This is a genomic window from Streptomyces tyrfis (assembly GCF_037034285.1).
In the GTDB taxonomy this organism is placed as follows: domain Bacteria; phylum Actinomycetota; class Actinomycetes; order Streptomycetales; family Streptomycetaceae; genus Streptomyces.
This window is the reverse complement of record NZ_JBAGJZ010000145.1, coordinates 1-245: the sequence shown is the minus strand read 5'-3', so window position 1 is coordinate 245 and position 245 is coordinate 1. Positions and strand designations below refer to the sequence as shown.

The 245-nt window shown below is 67.3% G+C and carries 1 protein-coding gene; it reads right to left on the bottom strand.

Annotated features, from left to right (window positions below; all coding sequences use genetic code 11):
- The coding region (locus WA762_RS35595) for a DUF7507 domain-containing protein (protein WP_335941727.1) at positions 1-245 on the bottom strand (245 nt) is incomplete at both ends.

Sequence of the window (245 nt, the reverse complement as noted above, 5' to 3'; positions counted from 1 at the left end):
GCCGTGCACGTCACACTCGCGCCCGGAGCCAGCGAACCAGCCCCCTCGGGGCAGACCACATCCGACAGCTTCCCGGACCCGGTGAACTGGCCCTCGTTCACCTTCACGTCCTTCAGCGTGACGTTGCCGGTGTTCTTCAGGAGGAACGCGTATTCGACCTTCTCGCCCACCACCAGCTCGCCGGGCTTCTCGGTCTTCGCCGTCTTCGTCACCGTGAGCGCGGGGTCGGCCGGAGCCGGAACCTC